Genomic DNA, 20,669 nt, shown 5'->3' with positions numbered 1-20,669 from the left:
ACACTAAACACTTAAGAGGCTTCTAAAACAGCCATCAATCTATGGTTGAGATATAATTTTTCCTTTCCTACTTTTTCAGATATTAAAAACCCAGCTTCTTCCAATGCTATTAGATAATTACCAACAGTTTTGGGTGTTCCTAATTTGGCATCGATTAAAAATTGTCTTTTAGTATATGGCAATCTAAATAATATTTCCACAAGCTCTTTAGTATATACTTTTGGCAAGGTTTCTTTAATTTCCGTGGTCATTAATTGCATTAGATCGGTTACGTCCTTTAAACGCTGTAATCCCTTTTTAGCAGTGTATTCTACCATATCGAGCATATATAATATCCACGATTCCCATGCATTATTTTCGGTAACCTCACGTAGTTTGTTATAATAATCAGCTTTATTTTTTATAATATACTCACTTAAGTAAATAGCAGGTGTATCCAGCAATTTTTCAAGTTTTAAATAGAGTAACAACAAAATACGTCCTGTTCTCCCATTACCATCGTTAAAGGGGTGAATTGCTTCAAATTGATAATGCATTAATGCCATTTTTATTAATGGGTCCATAGCATCTTCACCATTAATAAAGGTTTCTAGATTTGCCAATTTCTCTCTTATCACATTTTCACCTGTAGGTGGCGTGTAGATAGTTTCACCTTTTGGATTTTTTAAGGCAGTTCCTGGTGTTGTTCTAATGCCAGCAGTATTCTTTTTAATACTTTGAACAATTTCAATGCACAAATTTGTACTTATAAAAGGGCGTTTTTCTATATCGCGCAGTCCATTCCAAAGGGCTTCTTTATAGCTTATCACTTCTTTTGTTGCAGGATTATCAAACTTTTTATCCGCCACTATAGATTTATACAGATCATCATTGGTGGTAATAATGTTCTCTATTTCGGAACTCGCTTTTGCTTCTTGTAGATGTATGGTGTCCAAAAACAGCGTTGGGTTTGGTAAATTGGTGAGCATACCATTTAGTTGTGCCAATGCCCTACTGGCATCAATGGTCTTACGCAACACCTTTGTAGTTTCCAAGGTTGCTTTCGGTGGCAATAAGGGTAGGTTGTTGTATGGCGTATTTCTATTAAATGCTGTCATTTTGAACAAGAGTAATTATTACTTACGTTGAATTAACGAGGGTAAATATAACAAAAATTTACCTTTGTTATCGATATAAGGGTAAAACTTACTCTTGTTCATAATTAAGATTAACCTGTTCCCACTTGCATAATTGCCATTGCTATGTTTTCATATCCTCAATAATCAATTAATCAGGAGAGGTAAATTCCATTTCGCTTGGAATAATCCGTAAGCTCGTCTTTAAACCCATTAAATACTTCTTCCTCCTTATAATGGCTACCTCCCAAAAGAGAACTGAAGGCAAAGGCACTCCTACGCAAAATAGTTGCCTGTTGTGAATTCAACTTTTGTTTGGATACTTGAAGTAACCATTCCCGCAACCCCTTTTCTAAATGGTATTCCATAACGTCCTTATCCAAATTTGGACGTAATTTATCGTAGATCATCATAAAAGCAGCTTTACCGTATAATTCTTTTTCTATCAAATAAGAAAGCCATAAATTTTTGAGCTGTCCCCTACCCTCGTCCATTATATTGGATAATGCTTTGGGTTGCTCGTTCAACACTTGATCCAAATTCTTGATCGATTTAAGATATGCCTGGGTTTTTAATGCTAACGGAATACTGACCCCATGTTTTGAATAAATAGAGCTGATGCAAATATCATCCTCTATTTGCTTAAAATTAAATCCCTTGGCGTTGAACAGTTTTATATAATCGCTTGCGGATTTTTCGTATGGCAAATGGAGCCGTTCCGTTTTATGGAGATATGCCTTTAAGCTATGTTCTTCAAACCGCTTTCCATAATCCAGAGTCATTGAACTGTATAATTGGGGCAGTAACATGGGAAGGAAAAAAGCGGTGGCGCTTAAATCAAGAGCCTTACACCCTTTTTCTTCCATTAACACTTCCAATACCTTTTCATTTTGATTGATACAACCAAAGGATATGTAGGCTTCATTCTCATTTGGAATATGATAATTGTCCAGGAACATCTTAACGGAATGGATATTGGAGTTGCTATAGGAAATTGAACCATTACTATATTTGAGGCCTAAACCCTGTAGCAAATGAAATAAGGTAGTTTGGCTCCCAGAAATATCGAATACATTGGCTTCCAATACCTTTTTTAAAATCGAAACCCTGTTTTCCAGTGTTTTTAGTTCTTTTTTCGATTCCTTTATACCCAACATCATTCGCATGCTCTCAAATTCCTTTTGTACCGAAATCAATAAGGTACTACCATTATTTTCGGGCATATAATGGTTTAGAAATGAATATTGTTCAGAACTAGCTAAAAAGGGCAGCAAATCCTTAAAGCTTTTTATTATTACAAATTCCGATAACATCATTTTACCTTTATTGGCATCCAAGTAGGATTTATAAAAGGCATTTTTTATTAGTTTTTGTATTTCAAGAACAAACTGGTTGCTATCCACATCTATGCTGGTTTCCCCATCCTCGGAATTGTTTATCTGTGGATGGTTTACGACATCTATTTCTGAACCTATTTCCGAAGTACTACATATAAATCCTGATTTATCATAGATGATAATATCACTTGGTTGCATTTCATTATCGTAAAGCAATTCACAATCCAGATTCTGATAGGATTTAAGTACATCCAGCAAGTTTTCATAATGTATGTTCTCGAACAATTTAAATGTGGTCATTATCTGTTTTTCCAAACGCTTTTGTACCATAGGCAATAGTTTGGAACGCTTGTTCCGCTCAAAGACCTTTTGCAATTTTGGACCGCTAAGTTGTGGATGTACAGTGGACCCGTTGATAAATCTTGATCTGTATCCATCTTCCACTTCTATGCCAAACGATACGCCTATCCTGCCATTGTGGTCCATCGTCCTTACTTGGATGTGGTGCGGTCTCAATATTTCGGACAATTCTTTAAAGCTTCGCACCTTGTACTTCTGGAGCATGTTGTTTGTGATATCCTGTATATAGAACCTGACCCCGTTAATGTCCTCGTTCTTGAATTGTGGGATCCGATAAATTGGAAGCTCCCTGTCTTTAAGTGTTTCAGGCGATAAGGAGAGCCCAAACTGTTTTTCAAGGTATTTCTGTGTCGCTACGTTCCTTTTGAAATCATTGGAAAGGTTTATTTGCAGACAATCTTCCCTTATGGTGGTCGAGACTATGTGGACATGCTCGTGCTTGGTATCGTGGTGGCGTACCACCATATAAGGTTGTTCTCCATAGCCCATATGTTCCATGTACGCTTTGGACAGTTCAAAAAAGTCGATGTCTTCCAAATGTTCGCCTCGGGGAAGATTGATAGTCGCATGTACATATCGTCTTTCAGAATCGTGCCGATTGCCGAGATAGTAAAGGACCCTACCGAAAAATGCTGTGTTGGTATCGGTATCCGAATAGGTGTTCTGGAAGCCGAGTATGGTGCTATCGGCCTTGCCCAATACATAATTCATTACCCCCTGCACATTATTCCGATATAGTATCCTTGCTATCATTTTAACTTCCGTTGTTGATCGTTTCTATAAGTTCGAGCATCAGTTCGCTGGCTTTTTCCATCTCCCGTTCCAGGTTCGAGTTGGGGCTTCGCATATTCTTGTAGTTGGCCACCTTTACCAGTTGGTTGATGTTGGCTCCTATTTTGTTCAATTGGTAATTGAGGTTCGATATATCATCTGGAACCCTTTTCTCTTTTATCGTTTCCCTGTTTAGGATAAGTTTTCTTAGAAAAGGCCCGACGGTTCCCCTTTTAGCAAAATCAAGATTATAGGACTGCAGGATAGTCTTTACTTTTTCAATTTCCCGGCCATTGAACCTAAGCGTTATGGCATGCTCCCGCTTCCTGTCCCCCAAACGTTTTCTCCCGCCTTTGTTGATTGCCATTTTCTCCCTCTATATTATCAGTTTTCACTTCGTCAGAAGTAGGCGTTTTAAGATGCTTAAAACATAACTTGCTATCCGTCTACACGGATAAATATAGTAGAATAAAATTGATTATAACAATCTAACAATCAGTTTTTTACGTCTCAAATACATATCAGGCCATATGGATATAAATGGGTACAGGCATAAGAATTATATGGTCTTATTTGATGCCTTGGAAATGTTGAGAAATAATGAAATACCACTATTTTTTGTGGGTCGGGTGAAAAAAGGTCAAGCAACTTTTTTGGCGCTTGTACTTTTGTGCGGTCCCGAGGGTGTCGAGGAAAACAGGAACGGAAAGACTTCTCGAGTGGACCGGCGAAGCGTGTCCGCACGGGGAGGGTTGTAGTGGAAGGGTTGCTCGACTTCCGGAGGGATTTGGAAATATACAGAAACCAGCATTATATTAATTCCCGTCCCTTCAAAAACTTAATTAAAAGGTATTAAACCTCAGGGCTTGCCCTGAATCCCATAATAGGAATCGACCCCAGGGTCAAGGCATTGAACTTAGATCCCGCCGAAAATGGCGGGATTAGTTCAACTTTCAATTTTCATTGCGTCTTACTGACTTCTAAAATTGAGTTTCACTAATAAACCATATTGAGGTGATAAAAAGAAAAACCAAAACTCTATCCAGGCGTAAAAAGTGGTAATAATATCCTCTACATGATTGGTAAAAAGTATAAAAAATCCTCAGCAAAAACCAATGCATAAAACCATATGGAACCTCCCACTGTACCTATCTGTTTTGATATGGTTTTATATGGACCTACATTAAAATATATTATATAAAAATCTGATTATTAATTAATTATATACATATATTTAAATATAAATATAGGTGCATATTCAAATATATTTATATGTAAATATATCCCTATAAATATATATTCATATTCCAATATATGATTATAACGGCTCAATAATATATGTACATATCAAAATATATATCTAGATTATGGAAACAAAAATTATAAGTATCGTAGGTGAAAAAGGTGGTATCGGAAAAACCACCTTAAACCTTATCCTGGCCTCCAACCTTCACTATGCCAAAGGAAAAAAGGTCGTGCTACTTGATGGGGACAATCCTCAGTATTCGATCTATAAAAAAAGACAGCGTGAACTTAGTATCTTGGATGCTTCGGAAATTAAGGAATTGGAGCCTTACACCATCGAACGGGTCAGCGTTGTATCCATCCAAGACACAATAATGAAATATTACGGTCTAATGGATTATATTATACTGGATCTACCCGGTAGTCTCAACGTAGAAATGGTCAAGGGCCTGTTATATGTGGAACATATTTTCATCCCATTTACCCACGACGAATTGGAAATAGACAGCACCTCCAATTTCTATTTTACCTTAAAGAACAACTTTCTGGACAATGAGGAGCGGGTACTCAAAAGTGTCAACTTATTTTTCAACAAGTATAAATTGGTTAGGAAAAACAAGTTTTCACTGCTCCGCCAACAGTTCGAAGAAGCCGGCATCCCTATAATGCGAAGTGTGGTCAAGGACAGGACTATATACAAGGAACAATACAGGAATACCCTCTACCCTATTCCCGAAAACAAGGAAGAAGGGGATATGGATATTAAAAAATTCCTCGAAGAATTAGAACAGTTATCGAATTTATAAACTAGATTTCAATGGGAAAACAGAAAAAAATCACCACACTTGATCTGCTGGAGCAAATGGCAAATAAAAATCAAGAGACATCAAGTACGCTAGAACAGCTCAAACTAGATCGTATGGGCCTAAAACAACAAACCACTTCCCTCAACGTTAGAAAGGAGGATGCTATCAACAAGTTGGAGAAAAATAGGAAACCGAAGGAAGATAGTCCTTCTGAAAATAACCATAATATGGGAAAACAGTTGGATGTGTTATTGCAAACCGATAAATTGAAAAATAAAAAAGAAACCTTTTTTATGACCATCAACAGCGATAGTGCAATGAAGTACGAAAAACTGGCAATGGGTATCTCCTATAAAATGGGTGTCAAGACCTCAAGGAACGATTTGATTCGAAAGGTTTTGCTGGATTTTACGAATAGAAATTATGAAAAATTAATTACGCTCATTGAGCAAAAATAAAACTGAAATTTGAGCAGTTACTGGTACATATTGTTCGGTCTTGCCCTTGTTTGGTACGGGTATATCACGTGGGTGCTATTATCCAAAAAAAGCATAAAAACAAAAAAACATTCAAAAAAATTAGATTATTTGCGTTTAAATGATAAATTTGTATATAAATCAGATAATGATAAGACCGATTTAAACGCTGTACTCGACCAGATAAACGAAGTGGAAGACACTTCTAAACTTTTGGAAGCTTTTAGAGAGGGTTCATTTGAAGATGATTCAAATTCCATAACTCGCAAAAAGCATGAAAAACTCAAAGTCATCCGCAACAAGGATACGGCCAATGAAATACCGCCGGAATCCGAAAATTGAAACATTTCTTCTTTTTTTAATTCTGCTATCCATAACCGTGTGCTCCTATGGTCAATTCGATCAACTGCTTCAGGAAGCACAGGATTTCAAGAACGATTCGAAAAACCTCTCCAGGGAAATTGTCGATATTATTAAGGTTATTGCTGGTGTGGCCATTGCCATAACCGGTTTGACCTATCTCTATATTCGAGATCAGCAGACGGACCTGGCCAATAAATTGGGCAAGATTATTATTGGTATCGCCATTTTTTTTGCTCTGATCGCCATAGGTGAGGAAATAGCTAACATCTAAATTTCCCGTATTATGGAAAACTGCCACATTCCTATAAAGAAAGGGCTGCAAAAAGATGTCTATTACAAAGGTCTCAACGCAAAATACATTTTTTACTGCGTATACCTTGGTACGGCGGCAATCATAACAGGCCTTGTCCTATCCGTTTTTATTTCTATGTTGTTGGCCTTGCTAATTACTGGTATAGCAATTGTCGTCGTATTCATGATCCTGTTATTCTACTCTAGGACCTATGGCGCCAATGGCTTTGTTAAAAAACTTGCCGATGCTTCCAAACCTGATTCCATCAAAGTAGCCAATGACTATAAAAATCTATTGTTATGGGAAAACAGGTAGCTCTTTGGGATGCATTCCCTATATACGGATACGAACGGCAGGCCGTAATATCAAAAGAAAGGGGATGTTTAACAATTCCATTACAGCTTATTCTACCCGAAGTGTTCACATTGGACACCAAAGACTATGGAACCCTTCAAGAACTTTTCTTGAACATCATAAATATTTTAGGCCCAAATAGACTCTTGCATAGGCAAGATTTCTTCCTCCAGGAAAACTATACGCCCATATCAGAAAGACTGCAGGGCGATATGATGGAAAGGGCAAACGAAAAACATTTTCAAAATCGCCCATATTTAGTTGGTACGCACTATTTATATATCAGTGTTGTCCCAGAAAACTATATCAAATACAGTTCCAAACGGGCGAACTCCTTTTTAGAGAAAAACCGGGATTTTTATTTGACACAAACCATTCCCAATGAATTTATCAATAGTAGTATGCTAACAGATTTTGAAGCTCAGGTACAGAACGTGAACAATCTGATCAATTCTTCCGGACTCATAGAATCGAATATTCTGGCATACGACGACCTGTTTTCCCAAAATGGACTTTATGCTAAATACTTTGGTCTTAAGGAAAATAGCACAAATTTGGTGGATGTAGATTTTGACAGCAATACCATACATGTGGGAAATAAACAAGGACAGTTTTTTACCCTTGAAAATTTGGATCAGTTTAATAAGGACCATATCGGCACCTACGAATTTTATGGAAAATTCACTACCCGACAAAACCGGTTTCCTATAGGCAATCTTTTTTCTTTAGGTTTCAAAGTTCCTCATGAGCACATTATTAACCAATATATCTATATTCCAAATCAAGAAAAAGTCCTGACAGGCTTAAGAAAAAAAGCCAAAAGCTTTCTACGATTCGGTAATGGCAAAAAAGATGACAGCAATGCCATCTATGCGGACCAGATTTATGATTATACCAAAGAAATTTTGGAAAATCATAAGGAATCTGTTTTTTACCATCTCAATGTTTTTGGTTTTGAAGAAGTAGGGAATCCGCCCAAGCAAATGGAAAACTCCATTACAGGCGCTTTCAAAAAACTAAAGATAAATGCCAAACACAACACCATTGACCGAAAGAACCTTTTCTTTGCAGGAATAGCTGGTAACGCGATCGGGATATCTTCCGATATGTACTTGCCCATGCCCAGCGATATGGCCACGGCCCTACTCTATCTTGAAGGCGGTTATAAAGATGCAACCAGTGCTGTTGATGGATTGCGATTGGTTGACCGTGTTACTGGCCAACCGCTTTCAGTATCTGTGTACAGGGAACCAGAAAAAAAAGATTGGATCTTCAATCGGGGCATGTTGGTCGCCTCAGGGTCGGGTGGTGGCAAGTCTTATTTAGGCAATCATTATTTTGCTTCCGAACTAAGACAGGGCGCGGAGGCCATAATTATGGAAGATGGCAACTCATACGATAGACTTACTGAAGTATTTGGCGGTGTAACGTTGCAGCACGATGATGAAAAGCCGTTTACATTCAACCCCTTTTTATTGGACAAATATGATTCTCTTGAAAGCGACGTCAAGGGCAAAACTTTAGCTCAAGGAAAGTTGGTTTACCTTGTAACCCTTCTAAAATTGATTATTGGTCAGGATGGGATTATAGGCGGATCAGAAATAACAAATACCGTTTTGGAATTTTTGATTACCGACTATTACGAATGGATGTGGAAAAATGGAGACAAAAATTATAAGTTCGATACCTTTTTTGAATACTGCAAAATCCACATTGCAACCTATATTAAAACTAAAAAAGTCCCAAAGGAAAAGTTCGATTCTGATGTGTTCATGTTCCTTTTGGAAAAATACTATGCCAATGGCACTAGGGGAAGCTTACTGAACAAATTGGACGATCGGATTTCCAGCCTAAGTGATGAAAAGATTATCTATTTCAAATTGGGCAAATTGATCGATAACGAACTGCTGTTTCCTATTACCGCCTTGATGATTATGGAAATATTCAACAAGAAGATGCACGACCCTACAAAATTATCCATTAATAAAATACTGGCCGTCGACGAAGCCTGGAAGGCTCTAGTAAGACCGGAACTTGTACACTACTTTAACAACCAGTCCAGAATGGCCAGAAAGCTGGGCGGCCAGCCAATCTTCATTTCCCAAAAAGTTGATGATTTTATATCCTCTGAAATTATCAAAAATGCTATTGTGGTTAATTCGCATATAAAAGTGTTTTTGGATATGCGCGACTTTGCCCGATCCTTTGATAAAATACAGTCCCTAATGGGATTGGGTGAAAAACAGAAACAACTCGTTCTTTCTCTCAACAAAGACCTACCAAAAGACAGGAAATTCCGTGAGGTTGCATTTTGTTGGATGGACATGGTAAAGGTGTATGGCGTGGAAACGTCTTTGGAAGAAAAGTGTATCTATGAAACCAACCCCAACGAAAGTGCTAAGATCAAACAACTATACAATAAAAATCATAAAAATTGGGAGTTGACGGCTAAGGCTTATGCCTTTGACAATATTCCATAAAACCAAAAAAAAAATGAAACTAACTCCAGTAATTCTGAGCCTATTGCTGCACCTGGCGCTTTTTTCCCAGATTCCAGTAACAGATGTTGCCACCAACACTAGCGTTGGGATGGTCAACAGCCAGCTCATGAATATCAACCTAGAGCTAAAAGCTGTAAACAAAAACTTGTCCCAATTGATTAATCTAATGGAGAAAAACAATAATGAAACCTCTAAATCCAGAGAAATTCTGAAAGAAGAATTGGAAGCTAAGAAACAGGCACCCAAATACGTGACCGGATCGACAGATGTGAGCTTGGCCATAGAACTAAAAACAAAGATTCTCGAAGCATATAGAACTTCCAAACAGACTGTCCAAGAATTGGAATATTTGGAGCGAAAGGAAATCGATGAATTTTTTGGTTATGCCGCCAATGCTCTTTTGGAGACTAAAAATCTATTTCAACAATGCAATGAGATTATAAATACCAAAGCCATCATTTTGCCTGAAGAACGGCTAAAGAAGGTCAATGCCATTAACCTTAAACTGGAAACCATTTTGGACAACCTAATTGTTTACAATCATAAACTATCACAAATCAATTCCCTCCGAGAATCTCGCCGCACACTGATCAATATGAATAAAAACTAATCATGGTATGAACATCACTGACAAAGGAATACGGGAATCGGTCAATGAACTTTTTGATCAATATATTTTAGATGCCTACGAAGTTGTAGACCCGATGATAGAAATCGGTCAGGTTTTCGCATGTATTGGTATCTCAGTAGTTGCCATTCTAGTGTTTCTCAATAAGGATAAGCGAGCTGATATTTTCGAACATCTCAAATGGATGCCATTGGCCTTTGTCCTTTTTAATTATCGGGCCCTGACAAGGACCATTCTTGAATTCTACCAAGGAATTGGAATGTCCCTAAAGGCTAATGATATTTCATGGGACGTCCTCCATATTAAAATCCTGGTGGCCCAGACAACTGCTATGGTGGATTTTGGGGTATCCTGGGTTCTGTTACAGGGCGATCCGGAGGCTATTCAAATACTTGTTCTCGGGGCTATCACATCTGGGGTTACAGCCATTGCATCGGTCATTTCTGCAATTGTATTTGTGGGAATAAAAGCGATGTCCGTAGTGTATTTGTTCGTGTTGATAATATTTGGGCCATTGAATATAGGGTTGTCCTTCATACCAGTATTTTCAGGTATGTGGAAGGCATGGCTACAAAAATTCATGAGTGTCTGCCTCTGGATACCCATGCTTCACCTTATTGATAACTTTATGCTGCACGTATTGGATAAGCTGATAGACTCATTACTGTCCGAAGGAGATGCAAATTTAGGTTTAGTGCTCACCTGCGGTTTGTTGATGTTAATGAACGTTTTCGTTTATCTAAAGGCCCCTATATTATCCAACTTCATCGTGCAGGGAATGAACGTCAGTGCCAGCCATTTGAAGGATCGGACTAAACACTATGTGAAAAAAGTAGCACAAACGACAGTTGATGCCAACACGGGAGGAGCTACAAAGGGAGTAAGAACCCTAATACAATAAGCAGTTTAACGATAAAAATTGACTTTAAACGATATCAAAAAAACAGATGGACGGTAATTATAAGATTTTCAACGATTTAAGCAAGATTGGTAGTAGGAGTAATAAAGTGCTATATGTATCTTTAATTCTCACGTTCGTAACCACTATCCTCAATATCTTTTATACCTACAAGACGAACGAGAGCGCCAAAAACAATTTCTATCTGCTCGATAACGGCCAGAAGCTGGCTGCCGTCAGGATAAAGGACTACAAGCGGGCAATAGATATTTTATGTGAAGGCCATATTGCCAATTTCCATGAATTGTTTTTTGCGTTGGAACCCGATTTACGCCATATCAAGAGAAATATCGAAGATAAGGCGCTGTATATGGCCGATCATTCGGTACAAAGGCTGTACAATCGTTTGATCGATCAAAACTATTACGAGGATATCGCCAAAAGTGGCTATTCGATAGAGATAGAAAAGGATTCAATTTTCGTGGATTACTCCGAATATCCATTTCCATTTCGATTCGTTGGAAAACAAAGGATTTTAAAGAGTGGCAATGTGGAATATCGGAATATGATAACCAAAGGGTACTTGGTAGAGACCAACTCAACTCCAAATAATTTGAACGGACTTAAGATTATAAAGTTCGACGTTTTAAACAACCAAGATTTGTAATTACCAACCTATGAACCGCAGAATTGACCAATTCAATCTTTGGATAAAACGGCATAGACTGTTCGCTTTCTTTGCCCCTATTATAGTTCTTCTGGCAGTATTCTTTGTAATGACCAGTATCAGTTCTATGGGTAAGGACAAGCAAAAAAGTAACATTGACGATGCGTACAACAATAATTTGCCAGACCATAACAAACAACTCGATGCTACGAAACCTAACGATATTTACAAAAAGTTACAGCAAGATTCACTAGATCAATTGAGGTCAAAAGGACTCTTCAAGAGTATTTTAGAAACCAAGAATGAGAATGATTCGTTAGAACGTATTTTAGAGGAACTCAATAACTTTTCTTTGGATGAAATGGAAAACAGTAGCAATAGGAGTGTCAAGGACACTTCATATCCCGAATCCATTATTCCCGAGTACACTTCCAAAACCACGGATGCACAAAAAAAACTGGAATACAGAAATTTATTAATGCAAGCAAGGGATCAACGTCTTGCCCGTAGTCAGGATTATTCCGCTCCTTATACAGAACCATCCACCGACTCCAAGACGAATGCAATAGCATTCGATGCAGCAATTTACCGTGACCAGTTTATTTTACCGGGTAACCGTGTTACCCTGATCTTAAAGGATGATATCTATTACAAGGGTAGGCGATTCCCTAAGAATACATTTGTTTATGCAACTGCCAACGTTAAGGGATCAAGGGTTTTATTGGAGATAACCAATATTGACAATTTAGCAATGGAATTGACCGCAATTGATCAGGAAGATGGCATGGTCGGATTGCACAATGAGCGAGCGGGTCAATTGTTGCAGGAATTCACAGCCGATATTCAACAACAAAGTGTAAACGAATTATCGGAGGCTGTCGGCGAAACAGTAGAAATTCCATTGGCACAAAACCTGGTACGCACCTTTGGCAATTTTTTCCAAAAGAAAAAATACAAACAGAAAGACAAGATACTTTTGGTAAATGGAGACCGTGTAATTCTAAAACCAAAAAAAATATAGAGATGATGAATGCACTATTGCTCATATCGGTCCTATTTTCAGGGTATACGTTGGTTGGCCAAGCCTCTAGCGATACCTTGCAAATATCCAAGGACTTCAAGACCATTCTTATTTTTCCTGAAAACATTTCGGAAAGTAGTATCGGCAACGATTTCGGTTTTATTGTGGACTTACCAAAACCGGAAGGCGGCAAATTTAGTGGCCGAATAATAAAACTCTATTACGATGAACTCGCCATCGAAAAAGAAAATGTAACCAACTATTTGGTCATTACTGATACTGGAAACGTTTACGATTTTGTATTGGAATTAGTTGCGGTTCCGGAAAAAACGACATGGTACATCACTCAAGAAATGGCCGTTGCCAACATTGAGGGAAAACCAATTGAAAAAAGGAACGAAAATCAGCTGCAGATAGCAACACCTGAGAAGCTTAACAATGAAATGGAGAAAATGGACACTATTTCTCATATTAAAAACTCCGACAAAATAGTTGCTGGTAATTCTAAAGATAGTGCTTCCAAAGAATTGTACCTATCCGACCCCTTGGAATATTATCGCCTTCGATGTTATTATATGCAATTCGACAAGCCTAAAATCAGTCGGTATTTTTCTAGATTGGACAATGTTTTCCTATGGCTAAAAGGTGTCTACTATAACGAGGACGAGCTTTATTTTCAATATAGGATAGAAAACAAGGAAGGCCTTGATATGGATATCAATTTTATAAAGCATCAAATTGCAACCAACTATAAAAATAGCAGTAGTAACCAAAAAATGGAGCTCAAACCGGTTTTTGTCTACAAACAACCTAAAACCATAGCAGGAAAAAGCGAGAACCATTTTGTTGTGGTATTTAAAAAGTTTGCCTTGGATGAGAAAAAAGAGGTTCTGGTGGAATTGGACGAAGAGTCCGGCAACCGCAATCTTTCATTGCGCATTGGCCATGAAATTATCAATAATCCCATAAACTTTTAAAAATGAGGAACTCTATAGCAGTTTTGACACTTTTCATTACGACAATGGCATACACGCAAAGTGGCAATTATGCCTCATCGGTCGGAATAAGCGGGGGTTACGCGGAGGATGGTTATGGTATAATGGCCACGTTCAATTACCACGTAAACAGAGAGCGTTATGTGCAATTGAGCATATTTGCCGCCATTGCAGAGGATAAAGGTTCGTTTGATATTCCTTATAACATTTTCACTGTACAGCCCGGATACTTCATCAAGATTTGGGAACAGAAAAATTTTAAACGGTATGCCCTCAATTTTGGCGGTGGGGCAATTATCGGATACGAGGTCATTAACAATGGCAGCAACTTGCTTGAGAACGGAGCGATCATAGATGCTAAAAGTCAATTTATATATGGAGCCTATTTGGGACTGGAAGGGGAAATAACCCTCAGCAATGATTTCTCCTTTCTACTAAAGGCCAACGAATACTATCACGTCAATAGCGATATAGGAAATTTTTATCCTTTTGTCGGAATCGGTCTTCGCTATTTCCTGTTCTAAACACTTTGAAGATGAAAAACTACAAAAAAGTTACTAAAGTAGTACTGGGGCTTGTCGCCTTAATATCAGTGCTTATCATTGCTTGTAGCAAGGATTTTGAGGATATTATTTTGGATGATTTTGATTTCAATTTCTCCATTGAACAGCCGGAAACCAGTTTCGTTTTTGAAAGTGCCAAAACTTTATTTTCAATTATTCCTGAAAAAGAAATAAGTACTGTTCATTATTATGCGCGATATACGACTTTGAAGGGCAAAGGATACTTCATGAACATGTTAGGCGATACTATCCTTGAGAATGATACGCTGAACATTATCGACAAGCAGTGGTCATATAATTATGTCGCCATCGATACAGGCATGCATAAAATTAACTTCATTGCTTGGGATTCAAATGCCAGGGAGAAAAAATTGGAACTATTGCACTATGCCAAATACGCCAGTTTTAGCTTTTTGCTAAACAAAGGGGTCAACGATTTTATCATCAATTCCAAGAATCCTGTGAACGTAACACTACTTAGGGATAAGGAAACCGAAAACCCCGATAATAAAGGGGAATTTGAAATAACGTATCAGATTGAAAATGGAACCGGGAAACTCTATTTGAAAGAAGAAGCTTTTGACGCTGGAAAACCATTTAACTTACCAAAAGGAATTTCAGAGATGGGATACCTTCCGGATACCTTGGGCGAACATAGATTAATCGTTACGGCCAAAGCTCCTGATGGTGCTACCTTGACCGAGGTTCTTCTTCTTACTGTACTTAACCTCGGCTTTACAATTAATGCCACTGCTGCATCGACCCAAGTGGAATTAAATACTAATTTGGCCGTCGCCATAGATCTGAGGACCCAAGACGAAGAATCTGACGTAGCATATGAAATTACCCATTCCTTTTCATCTACTAGCGAAGGTGCAGGTACCGTGCGCGACCAGAACGGTGGCGTAATGGATCCAGGTAAATTTAGGCCTATAATTCCCAATTCCTACAATTTCACTTTTACGAGTACTGAACTGGGAAAACGGACAATATTCTTTGATGTGAGGGATTCAAACGGACAGATAAAACAGGACAGCGTTGAAATCGAGGTGGCGAACATCCCATTTACTTTTTCCGGTAATTCGGAAAGCAATTCAGTTTTTTTAAATGAGCGTACTCAACTCAATTTTAATATTAAATCCAATGGCAACACAGAGAATATAGATTACAATATTTCCTATGAAATTGTGGAGGGCAACGGAAGGCTGACCGGGATAAATGGCAACACCCTACAGAACTCAACAGGCTATCCAGTGGAACTTGGTAACTTTTCACTTTTTTATTATCCAGAAAGTTTAGGTTCGCACCAAATTTCATTTATTGTAACCGACAATTACGGTCAGGAAGTGGGGCCGGTCAATATTGACCTTGAAACCAAACAGAACGATTTTACATTGAGTATGACCCCTTCAAAGACTTCAGAGTTTGCAAATTTGCCAGTAGATATAATTATTGACATCAATGAAATACCTGAAGGAACCAATGATACTTATGAAGCCTTTTATTCATCCGGCAGGAATAGTTCACTTCGAGTAAACGGAATAGAATACGGACCAGGCGAAAAATTTCAACTTGGCCCAAACAATAATAATGTAGTCTATACAGGTACGGAAGCGGGGCAGCACGATATCGTGTTGAGCGTGGAGTCAAGTGCAAATGTGACGCATACTGCGAATACTATGGTGAACTACAACCAAGTGGATTTCTTGTTCACTGGAGGGAGTCAAAAAACCGATATTTCAGTCGGCGAGATCACCTCGCTTAACTTCAACATTTCAGAAAGTATTGGTTCCTCAGAATATAATATCAGATATAGCTTAAACGGAAATGCCCTTATTAGGAATGAAAATGGCACAGAAGTGAGTGCAGGAAATATTTATGATATTCCCAAAGGAAATTTCAACTGGAGCCTGGAAGGTACCGACGAGAGCAATATCAATTTAACTTTTTATGTTCAAAATGAAACTGGTCTGGAAAAAACGGTTACAATATCCATCGACGTTACGCCAAAGAATTATAATTTTACAGCAAACGCGACACAATCAAAGGTTTATATTGGAGAAACTGTAGATATTAATTTCAATATTACCGAATTGGGCATTGGAGGAGATAGCTATGTGATGTATTTTTCATCCGGAGGCAGCAACGGTAGCTTTGAATATCAAGGCAATACTTATGCGGCAGGTGAAAGTTTTAACGTTCCAGTTGGCTCTTTCCAGGGAAGTTATACTGGCATTTCTGAATCCAATCATAATATTGAATTTACGGTCAGATCATCCTCAGACGTTGAAAAAACAGCAGATGTAAATATTAATTTTGAAAAGTATGAAGAATTTTTCGATTTTACCGTCGGCCAGCCGTCCCAAGATAAATATGAAAATCAACCCTTCCTATTAAATGTGGTCACAAATGCCACATCTGGACACGATACATCTGTCATTTACCAAATGACATTTGAATTTGCCGATATGAATGGGGGTTATATAAACCATCGGGGGAAGATATATAGGGAAGGTGAGGTTATTCCCCTGGAGTACGGTTCTGTGGCGATGCAGTTTTATCCACAAATCGACGAGAGTTTTACTATTAATTTTCGTGTCGAAAATTCAACTGGCATATCACAGACCGCCAGTGAATCGATTTTAATGCTTAAAAAGCCGACTGCAGCAGTCAAGGGAGAGAAGCATAATATACGATGTGGTGGTCTTAATGGCTGTGACTACGTGGTTCGGATATATACCTGTTTTGCTGCAAATTGTTCCGAAGCCTATAATGGTTCTACTTTACAACAAGTGGAGGTTCGTATTTACAACATAGATGATAGAAGATGGGATACAATGTTATTCAATTACAATGACGCCAGAGGATCGGGTGTTGAACGCTATTTTGAACTAGAGGAAGAACCTAAGGAGAATAGACTTAAATACCTAGACCAAGATTATGAGGTTAGGGTACAGGACAGCAATGGGCAATGGAGTAATACAGTAAGGGGGTCAATAATTAGGGTATAATGGAAAAAGTAACATAAGAACTATTTTGGCATTTAACTTTTTTTGAGGATAATGGTTACCAAAACATCGGTGCCACCGAGATTATCCTCGGTCTCTACCACAAGTTTATTTTTGGTAAATTCCATAATCTTCATCTCGTTTCGTGTATCAAAAACGATACGATTATTGTTTATGAGTTCATATGTATCAGTTTCTATAGTGGTAAACGCTTGATTTCCATCACAAGCAAGCCCGTTTTCGTTGATGTTATAAGCTCCTTTCTCTCCTTCCCCCCTTTTAGCAAAAAAGGTCAAATTATCTTTGATACATTGTTTAATTTCCTGTGTATTGAACAAATCTATATTTGAGGTGCCGTCGCCATTGATATCTACCGCTCTATCGGTCATTATGGATTCATATTCCCATTGTCCCAGTAGGGCTTGAGCCTTGTCCGATTCTGAAAGATTATCATTATCATTACTACATGCAAAAAATAGTAAAATAGAAAAAATGAGAAAAACATTAGTATTAATTTTCATAAGAACATGTTTTAGACCTTTGTATAAAGATAAATATTATGAGCATAGGTATGGCAATCATAAAAACAGTAATAGCTTGTAAGGAGTTGAAAAAATGCCCTTAATGCATTTTTTAGCTCCTTTTGCATCCTTATGCGGTTCCTAGATGGTTAAAAAAACTTAGTAGGCTTTACATGCTTAGCTCTATTTTACTTCTGAAACCGTAAGATTTTAGATCCAACTTTTCAGTTTATAGAAGTTTTTTATTCGCAAATAAATTCAGTCGATAGTCTATTAGACTTTGTTTAGAGACCATAAGCCCAAGAACAAATACTCTGTTCTAAAAATCCACATACTATCTTCCCAATAATACATTCAATTTTTGCAATTGTTTAATAAAACTTCCATAATCTCACAAAAACCCTTTAGCGTAATACCTGTTGCCCTGTAAGGCCTCATGGCTCTGGCTTTTTAGGGTTTTGTTCATTTAAATTCAAAAATTAAGCGTTTAATCCTGATGGAATCCATACTTTGCCAACTCTTTCAATAAAGATTCATAATGCTTTTCCGGAAAGTTCCTCCGTTCGTTCAGAAAATGCCGTAGGGTATCCCTTGGCATTTCACAGTTGTCCTCCAACTTCCTAATAGAGAGAGCTTCCCGTTCCAATAACCAATTTCTTAGGGGTACAAACTTATAATCCATAGTGGTATAAATTTTTGAATTTATTACAAATGTACTCAAAAGCGTACAATTCCAGTAATATTGTGACAGCAAAACAAAGGGCCTAAAAAAGCCCTTCATCTGCGAAGGAGTAATATCCCTCCCTAGTGATTATTATGCTGTCAAGGGTTGATATGTCCACCAACTTTGAAGCTTCCCTCAACTTGTTGGAGATTTGCTTGTCGGCTTCCGAGGGATTTAGATTCCCTGATGGATGGTTGTGAACCAGGATCAGGGAGCTTGTCTTGATCAGGATTGCGTGTCGCAGCACATCCTTTGTCGAAATGAGACAACCGTTATCGGTTCCAGATGTTAGATGGTGTATGTTCACCACCTGATTTTTACGGTTCAAATGTATGACCTTCACTTCTTCGTGATCGTCCATTACATCGTCAAAATAGGGATAAATGAACTCTCTCACGGAACTCGAAGAGGTTATTTGAAAAGTGGGTAGTTCTGTTCTCCTGTAAATGGCCGTTAACTCTCCAACGAAATCTTTAAAGGTTGCGATTCGAATGTCTTTCATAATAGTATGTTTTTAAGATTATGCGGCGAAAAAAATCAACAGGAGCGTAGCGGTGGGGATAGGTCCATGTGGAGATTTTAAAAAATTGTGGTGGGCTCCCCTGACAGGAGGGATACCCCATTTTTTCAAATACTACATGGACAGGGCAAATGCGGCTTGATTAAATTGCGGCATAAGTATGAAAAATGAATTTTTAGGCTGAAACCTGCCATTTTAAACAAGATATAACCGAATCGTTTTAGGAGGGTTCGATACCCTTGCAAAATGAATAGAACAGTTATTGGGAGAAATTCCTAAATTTATATATAGTTTCTACAAAAGAAGATTTATATTTACATTTGTACGGAACAAAAAAAGCCCCGTCCTAAAACAGGGCTTCTAAGGTTTAACTACTTATCTCAATTCTCGTAGAATCATATAGAAAAGTAGTAAATACAGAAATGCAAATTCCATATCTCAACTGTTTTGTGGAGCATTAATAATCAAAAGATCGGACCTCAATTCCGATCTTTTGTGTTTCAAGCCAGATAGCTCTGTTACTAGCTACAGCTAAGATACAATGTTTGAAAGTATCACAAATAGTATATTTAAGTTGAAAATATACATAAAATACTGTAAATCAATATTTTACATTTATTTAGGCGTTAATAACTTCTAATAACTCCCAATAATTAGCCCATTAAATGGCTAATTCGGGTTCTTTTTACTACGGCTTCATTTGGAGATTGGCGAACAGACATAGTTCCTTTATCTCGTCGACAGTTCTTCTTCCTGCATTCTTGGTGCCCAAAAGTTTCTTCATCGAGAGCTTGGCCAAGTCCTGGGTCGTTCCTTCCCATATATCGATATGGTCCAGTGCTTTCAATACGTTCAATGCCCGGGTGGACAACGGCAATTGGCAGATCTTGGTGTTCTTGTCAACGTTAACAAATTTGGATATCAAGTTGACCTCCTCTTCCATTTCCTTATAAAGGAGAGGAACTTGTTTCTTGAATCTTCTTATGGTGGATAGGGCTTCCAAAAATTCATAGTAAGTGATTATTTTCTTTTTCATTACATGGTTTTGGTTGGCATCACGATTGTTCTAGCTTTCAATCCTAGTGTTTTTTATTACCTTCAACCGGCCACCTTGGTTTATTGACTGGTATGCTTATGGATGAATGCTCCCAAATAATCCTGAATCGATTTAAAGTCACAACCCTAGTTGATCAAAGTAAAATCCACAGGAACTCTGTAAAATATTTGGGGTACATATCTTCAATTCTGGCCTTCTCCCTACCGTGGCAGCAAGATAATATACAGCTTGCCTTTTTGGAAACGTCCAAAAAGACTTCATTAGTTCCAACGGACATTGTTCTTTTTTTCAAGGTATCCAAAATTTATTCATCGGACTTAGAAGAAAAATTTTCATCCTTTATTGGAACTTTTCAGTAAGATAATAATATTGGGGTTTATTTAAAAATATGAGGCTTGGAAGAAAAATGGCATCCATGATCTAAAATCGATTAAAGGTCTTAGAGAA

The 20,669-nt window shown here is 37.8% G+C and carries 21 protein-coding genes; 14 read left to right on the top strand and 7 right to left on the bottom strand.

The annotated features are described in order from the left end of the window. Positions 1-11: 11 nt before the first annotated feature. The 3 genes from CWD91_RS15315 to mobC form a co-directional block, all read right to left on the bottom strand. Complete coding sequence (locus CWD91_RS15315) at positions 12-1,097, bottom strand: Fic family protein (RefSeq protein WP_103441845.1); 1,086 nt, start codon at positions 1,095-1,097, stop codon at positions 12-14. 173 nt (positions 1,098-1,270) lie between these two features. Then, the gene (locus tag CWD91_RS15310; protein ID WP_103441844.1) at positions 1,271-3,565 is read right to left on the bottom strand and encodes a relaxase/mobilization nuclease domain-containing protein; all 2,295 of its coding nucleotides are present in this window, start codon (positions 3,563-3,565) and stop codon (positions 1,271-1,273) included. A 1-nt stretch (position 3,566) separates the two neighbouring features. After that, a complete protein-coding gene (gene mobC, locus CWD91_RS15305) occupies positions 3,567-3,950 on the bottom strand; it encodes a plasmid mobilization relaxosome protein MobC (RefSeq protein WP_103441843.1) in 384 nt (127 codons plus the stop codon). 163 nt (positions 3,951-4,113) lie between these two features. On the opposite strand from mobC, the gene CWD91_RS15300 reads away from it, so the two are divergent. The 14 genes from CWD91_RS15300 to CWD91_RS15235 all read left to right on the top strand — a co-directional run bounded on the left by CWD91_RS15300 (position 4,114) and on the right by CWD91_RS15235 (position 17,403). Further along, positions 4,114-4,341, top strand: a complete 228-nt coding sequence (locus CWD91_RS15300) for a hypothetical protein (protein ID WP_103441842.1) — start codon at positions 4,114-4,116, stop codon at positions 4,339-4,341. A gap of 609 nt (positions 4,342-4,950) precedes the next feature. Beyond that, positions 4,951-5,634 carry a ParA family protein gene (locus tag CWD91_RS15295; RefSeq protein ID WP_103441841.1) on the top strand — a complete coding sequence of 228 codons (684 nt, stop codon included), beginning with the start codon at positions 4,951-4,953 and terminating at the stop codon, positions 5,632-5,634. Positions 5,635-5,645: 11 nt separating this feature from the next. Continuing rightward, positions 5,646-6,092, top strand: coding sequence for a hypothetical protein (locus CWD91_RS15290; RefSeq protein ID WP_103441840.1), 447 nt, complete (start codon positions 5,646-5,648; stop codon positions 6,090-6,092). Positions 6,093-6,101: 9 nt separating this feature from the next. Then, on the top strand, positions 6,102-6,452 hold the full coding sequence (locus CWD91_RS15285; RefSeq protein ID WP_157943812.1) for a hypothetical protein: 351 nt from the start codon (positions 6,102-6,104) through the stop codon (positions 6,450-6,452). After that, positions 6,385-6,744 (top strand): TrbC/VirB2 family protein, encoded by a 360-nt coding sequence (locus CWD91_RS15280; protein ID WP_110357174.1) that lies wholly within the window; start codon positions 6,385-6,387, stop codon positions 6,742-6,744. Before CWD91_RS15285 ends, CWD91_RS15280 begins: the two co-directional genes overlap by 68 nt. 12 nt (positions 6,745-6,756) lie before the next feature. Continuing rightward, a complete protein-coding gene (locus tag CWD91_RS15275; protein WP_103441838.1) occupies positions 6,757-7,080 on the top strand; it encodes a DUF4133 domain-containing protein in 324 nt (107 codons plus the stop codon). After that, a complete protein-coding gene (locus tag CWD91_RS15270; RefSeq protein WP_103441837.1) occupies positions 7,065-9,599 on the top strand; it encodes a TraG family conjugative transposon ATPase in 2,535 nt (844 codons plus the stop codon). Before CWD91_RS15275 ends, CWD91_RS15270 begins: the two co-directional genes overlap by 16 nt. Before the next feature lie 13 nt (positions 9,600-9,612). After that, positions 9,613-10,230, top strand: a complete 618-nt coding sequence (locus CWD91_RS15265; protein WP_157943810.1) for a hypothetical protein — start codon at positions 9,613-9,615, stop codon at positions 10,228-10,230. A 7-nt stretch (positions 10,231-10,237) separates the two neighbouring features. Then, positions 10,238-11,149, top strand: a complete 912-nt coding sequence (locus CWD91_RS15260) for a type IV secretion system protein (RefSeq protein WP_103441835.1) — start codon at positions 10,238-10,240, stop codon at positions 11,147-11,149. Positions 11,150-11,195: 46 nt separating this feature from the next. Beyond that, on the top strand, positions 11,196-11,813 hold the full coding sequence (locus CWD91_RS15255; protein ID WP_103441834.1) for a hypothetical protein: 618 nt from the start codon (positions 11,196-11,198) through the stop codon (positions 11,811-11,813). Positions 11,814-11,823: 10 nt separating this feature from the next. After that, positions 11,824-12,834, top strand: coding sequence for a conjugative transposon protein TraM (gene traM / locus CWD91_RS15250; RefSeq protein WP_103441833.1), 1,011 nt, complete (start codon positions 11,824-11,826; stop codon positions 12,832-12,834). A 2-nt stretch (positions 12,835-12,836) separates the two neighbouring features. Further along, the gene (locus tag CWD91_RS15245) at positions 12,837-13,811 is read left to right on the top strand and encodes a DUF4138 domain-containing protein (protein ID WP_103441832.1); all 975 of its coding nucleotides are present in this window, start codon (positions 12,837-12,839) and stop codon (positions 13,809-13,811) included. A 2-nt stretch (positions 13,812-13,813) separates the two neighbouring features. Then, positions 13,814-14,353, top strand: a complete 540-nt coding sequence (locus tag CWD91_RS15240; protein WP_103441831.1) for a conjugal transfer protein TraO — start codon at positions 13,814-13,816, stop codon at positions 14,351-14,353. An 11-nt stretch (positions 14,354-14,364) separates the two neighbouring features. Then, complete coding sequence (locus CWD91_RS15235; RefSeq protein WP_103441830.1) at positions 14,365-17,403, top strand: TraQ conjugal transfer family protein; 3,039 nt, start codon at positions 14,365-14,367, stop codon at positions 17,401-17,403. A 32-nt stretch (positions 17,404-17,435) separates the two neighbouring features. Here the strand turns inward: CWD91_RS15235 and CWD91_RS15230 are convergent, their stop codons facing one another. The 4 genes from CWD91_RS15230 to CWD91_RS15215 form a co-directional block, all read right to left on the bottom strand. Next, positions 17,436-17,921, bottom strand: a complete 486-nt coding sequence (locus tag CWD91_RS15230) for a hypothetical protein (protein ID WP_103441829.1) — start codon at positions 17,919-17,921, stop codon at positions 17,436-17,438. Positions 17,922-18,408: 487 nt separating this feature from the next. Then, a complete protein-coding gene (locus CWD91_RS15225) occupies positions 18,409-18,603 on the bottom strand; it encodes a hypothetical protein (RefSeq protein WP_157943809.1) in 195 nt (64 codons plus the stop codon). An 82-nt stretch (positions 18,604-18,685) separates the two neighbouring features. After that, complete coding sequence (locus CWD91_RS15220) at positions 18,686-19,147, bottom strand: JAB domain-containing protein (protein ID WP_103441827.1); 462 nt, start codon at positions 19,145-19,147, stop codon at positions 18,686-18,688. A gap of 706 nt (positions 19,148-19,853) precedes the next feature. Beyond that, complete coding sequence (locus CWD91_RS15215; protein WP_103441826.1) at positions 19,854-20,201, bottom strand: DNA-directed RNA polymerase subunit alpha C-terminal domain-containing protein; 348 nt, start codon at positions 20,199-20,201, stop codon at positions 19,854-19,856. Positions 20,202-20,669: the final 468 nt, after the last annotated feature.

Source organism: Arenibacter hampyeongensis (assembly GCF_002909255.1).
Classification (GTDB): domain Bacteria; phylum Bacteroidota; class Bacteroidia; order Flavobacteriales; family Flavobacteriaceae; genus Arenibacter; species Arenibacter hampyeongensis.
Note: the sequence above shows the minus strand (reverse complement) of the source record. Positions and strands in the feature narration are given on the sequence as shown.